4 protein-coding genes and 1 pseudogene are annotated in these 3,923 nt (G+C 51.0%); 1 reads left to right on the top strand and 4 read right to left on the bottom strand.

The window, feature by feature from the left end; genetic code table 11:
* Positions 1-83 precede the first annotated feature (83 nt).
* Positions 84-287: pseudogene (locus VF260_09755) on the top strand (IS3 family transposase).
* A 229-nt stretch (positions 288-516) separates the two neighbouring features.
* Here VF260_09755 and rfbB read toward each other — a convergent pair.
* The 4 genes from rfbB to VF260_09735 all read right to left on the bottom strand — a co-directional run.
* Positions 517-1,494 (bottom strand): dTDP-glucose 4,6-dehydratase, encoded by a 978-nt coding sequence (rfbB, locus tag VF260_09750; protein ID HEX7057462.1) that lies wholly within the window; start codon positions 1,492-1,494, stop codon positions 517-519.
* A 14-nt stretch (positions 1,495-1,508) separates the two neighbouring features.
* On the bottom strand, positions 1,509-2,057 hold the full coding sequence (gene rfbC, locus VF260_09745) for a dTDP-4-dehydrorhamnose 3,5-epimerase (GenBank protein ID HEX7057461.1): 549 nt from the start codon (positions 2,055-2,057) through the stop codon (positions 1,509-1,511).
* 39 nt (positions 2,058-2,096) lie between these two features.
* Positions 2,097-2,966 (bottom strand): glucose-1-phosphate thymidylyltransferase RfbA, encoded by an 870-nt coding sequence (gene rfbA, locus VF260_09740; protein HEX7057460.1) that lies wholly within the window; start codon positions 2,964-2,966, stop codon positions 2,097-2,099.
* A 74-nt stretch (positions 2,967-3,040) separates the two neighbouring features.
* The coding region (locus VF260_09735) for a lipid II flippase MurJ (protein ID HEX7057459.1) at positions 3,041-3,923 on the bottom strand (883 nt) is incomplete at its 5' end.

Genomic DNA, 3,923 nt, shown 5'->3' with positions numbered 1-3,923 from the left:
TCACACCTTAAAAATTTAAAAAAACTGTCTTGACTTCTTGTGCCACTATACTCTCCCGTGTCTCAGCCTATGGGAGCATTATAAACTGCTACGACAACGCCTGCATCGAATCGTTCCAAAGCGTCCTCAAAAAACTCGTTTATCTGGAAAAGTTCAAGACCCGCAAGGAAGCGCAAAGTGAGATTTTTGAATATATCGAGTTTTTCTACAATCGCAAACGAGTCCATTGGGCGATCGGATATCTCGCACCCATTCAATACGAACAAATGTACGATTATGTTGCGTAATGTTCTCGATTCCATGTGTCCTATCTATTGACAGAGGTCCAGGATTCGGTTTCCCGCAACTGCGGATTCGGGGATTCGGCTTCGCAGGTTCAACGTTTCGGCGCTGCGGGGACAAGTTGCTGTGAGGGTGGATTAATCCAGATTCGGACTCGCGCTACCAAGGATCCAGCCTCCCGGCGCCACCGAGTCGGCCTTCCGCCACCGCGGAGCCGCCCCCGTCGGCGCATTTTCAACTTTCGCGCTGCGCCAAAATCCGCTCCCACCAGCCCCGGTGCTCGAGATACCAGCGGATCGTCTCCCTGATCCCTGTGGCGAACATATGGCGCGGCTGCCAGCCCAGCTCCCGCCTGATCTTTTCCGCATCGATGCCGTAACGCCGGTCATGCCCCAATCGATCCGCGACAAAACGGATCAGCGATTCCGGCTTGCCCAACTCGGACAAAATCAGCCGCACGATTTCGAGGTTCGTTTTCTCGTTGTTTCCTCCGATGTTGTACACTTCGCCCGCCTTGCCATGGTGCAGCACCAGGTCGATAGCCGCGCAATGATCTTCCACGTACAGCCAGTCGCGCACATTCAGGCCGTCCCCGTACACGGGCAGCGGCTTGTCGTGCAGCGCATTCACGATCATGAGCGGAATCAGCTTCTCCGGAAACTGATATGGCCCGTAGTTGTTCGAGCAGCGCGTGATATTGACCGGCAGGCCGTACGTTTCGTGATAAGCCCGCGCCAGCAAGTCCGCGCCAGCCTTGGATGCGGAATACGGGCTGTTCGGCGCAAGCGGCGTCTTTTCCGTAAAAAGCCCCGTCTCGCCCAACGTGCCGTACACTTCATCGGTCGAGACCTGGATATATTTTTTCACGCCGTGGCGTCGCGCCGCTTCCAGCAGCACCTGCGTGCCGAGCACATTCGTTTTCACAAACACGTCCGGTTCCCGGATGCTGCGATCCACATGCGACTCGGCGGCAAAATTCACAACCGCGTCAACCCCGTCGGCAAAAAGCCGTTCAACCAGCGCGGCATCCGTAATGTCGCCATGGACGAACGTATAATTCGGCTCATCCGCGATCTCCCGCAAATTTTCCGGATTCCCCGCATAAGTCAAAGCATCCAGATTGACCACCCGGTAATCCCGGTATTTCCGCATCATATACAGGACAAAATTGCTGCCGATAAACCCGGCGCCTCCGGTAACAAGCAGTCTCACAAGCACATTTCTCCTTAAGCAAAGTTAATTTCGGCCAATTTGAGCGGCGGATGGTTGCGATCTTTTTCCGATAAAACAGGGTCCGCCACTGGCCAGGGAATGCCAAGCTCCGCATCGTTCCAAAGAATGCCGCGGTCATGCTCCGGCGAATAATATTGATCCACCTTATATATTACTTCCGTGTCCGGTTCCAGCGTGCAAAAACCATGGGCAAAACCGCGCGGTATGTATACTTGCCGCTTGTTTTCCGCCGACAACACAAAAGACTCCCACAAGCCGAACGTGGGAGAAGAACGCCGAATGTCCACCGCCACATCAAAAATCGCCCCGCGCACCACGCGCACGAGTTTCGCCTGCGCTTTCGGCGCTAGCTGATAATGCAGCCCGCGCAGCACGCCTTTTTCCACGGATAAAGAATGGTTGTCCTGCACGAATCGTGCGGCAATGCCTGCTTGCTGAAAAAGGTCGGCACGATACGACTCCATGAAAAAGCCGCGCCCGTCCTCATGCACACGGGGTTCGATCAGCAAAACGCCTTGCAGTTTCGTTTTCAGTATGTTCAATTTGTTCACCCTTTGGAAACGCCTTTTTTGTGCCATTCGTTACCTGCGGTCCAAAAGCTCCAGCAAATATTGCCCGTAATCGTTTTTCATCAGCGGCCTGGCCAATTCCAGCAACTGCTCTTTGCCGATGTAGCCCTGCCGATAGGCGATCTCTTCCAGACACGCCACCTTTTGCCCTTGTCGTCGTTCAATCGTCTCGATAAACTGCGAAGCTTCCAGCAAGGAAGTGTGCGTCCCCGTATCCAGCCAGGCAAAGCCCCGGCCCAGCAATTCCACGTGCAACTCGCCCATCGCCAGATACGCCTTGTTCACATCGGTAATTTCCAATTCCCCGCGCGCAGACGGTTTCAGGCTTTTGGCAATCTCAACCACTCTGTTGTCATAAAAATATAGCCCGGTAACCGCAACATTCGACTTCGGCACGGCCGGTTTTTCCTCTATCGATAACACTTTGCCGTCTTCGGCAAATTCCACAACGCCAAACCGCTGCGCATCTCTTACGCTGTAACCGAATATCGTCGCACCCCGGCTGCGGGTTGCCGCTTTTTGCACCAGCTCCGTCAATCCGTGGCCATAGAAAATATTGTCTCCGAGAATCAACGCGACCCGATCATCCGCGATAAATTGCTCGCCGATCAGGAAAGCCTGGGCCAGCCCATCCGGCGACGGCTGCACCGCATACCGCAAAGATATGCCCAATGCTGCCCCGTCTCCCAGCAACTGTTCGAACCGCGGCGTGTCTTCGGGGGTCGAGATAATCAGGATGTCCCGGATACCGGCCAGCATCAGAACCGACAACGGATAATAGATCATCGGCTTGTCGTACACCGGAAGCATTTGTTTGGATATGGACCGGGTCAACGGATACAGCCGCGTCCCGCTCCCGCCGGCGAGAATGATGCCTTTCATCTAGTTCACCTCGGAGTATATGACTATTCCCAACTTATATCTATAAATTTATTCGCATTTCTACTTATAATGTATTATAAAGTCTCCTTTTGGCGAATTCGAGATAACACCATATGCTTTAAAGTCGATACTTCTTCTACCTTTAAAGCCATTATAATTAACCCATATAAAAATGCTCCTGAAATTATGCTCGTTACTACCGCCAACGTATTTGAACGAAGCATTGCAAAAATGATATCGTAACAAAAATATACGCCGAATCCCATCGCCGTGCTGGCCATAATTACCTTTAAAAAAGTTGATATTATATTACGCAAGCCAAAATCGCCGATTTTTTTCCGCAAACTGATCATTAGTAAAATGGTGGCGAAATTGCCGGAAACAGACATGCCGAGCGCCAATCCACCTAATCCCATAAATCTAACCAGAATGATAGCCAGGAATATATTCAACACTACCGCTATAGAACCGTTGATCATCGCCGTTTTGGTATCTTTCAATGCGTAGAACGCACGGCTCAAAACATCCCGCAGCAAAAAACCGATCATACCAAATGTATAATAAAACAGCGCAATGGCCGTCATCTCACTGGCGGCTTCATCAAATAATCCCCTTTGAAAAATGAGCTGTACAATAGGCTTACGTAGCACAATAAAACCAACAGAAGCCGGAATGATCAGCAAAACAGATATATTGACGGTATTTCGCAGAAGCTTTTTAAACAATTCCTCTTTACCTGCCGAAAAGTAACTGGACATTGAAGTATAATATACCGAGCCTATTGCTGCAGAAAGCAGGCCAATCACAAACACACTGAGACGCAGTGAAAAATTGAGCGCCGCAATGCTTCCTTCGGCAAGTCCGGAAGCGAGCATTCTATCAACCAGCGTATTGATTTGTTGTATGCCGGAACCGATCATAATGGGGATGATCAGAATGCCAATCCTTCTTAATCCT

The sequence above is a fragment of the Bacilli bacterium genome, from assembly GCA_036381315.1.
In the GTDB taxonomy this organism is placed as follows: domain Bacteria; phylum Bacillota; class Bacilli; order Paenibacillales; family KCTC-25726; genus DASVDB01.
This window is presented reverse-complemented; position numbering and strand designations above follow the sequence as displayed.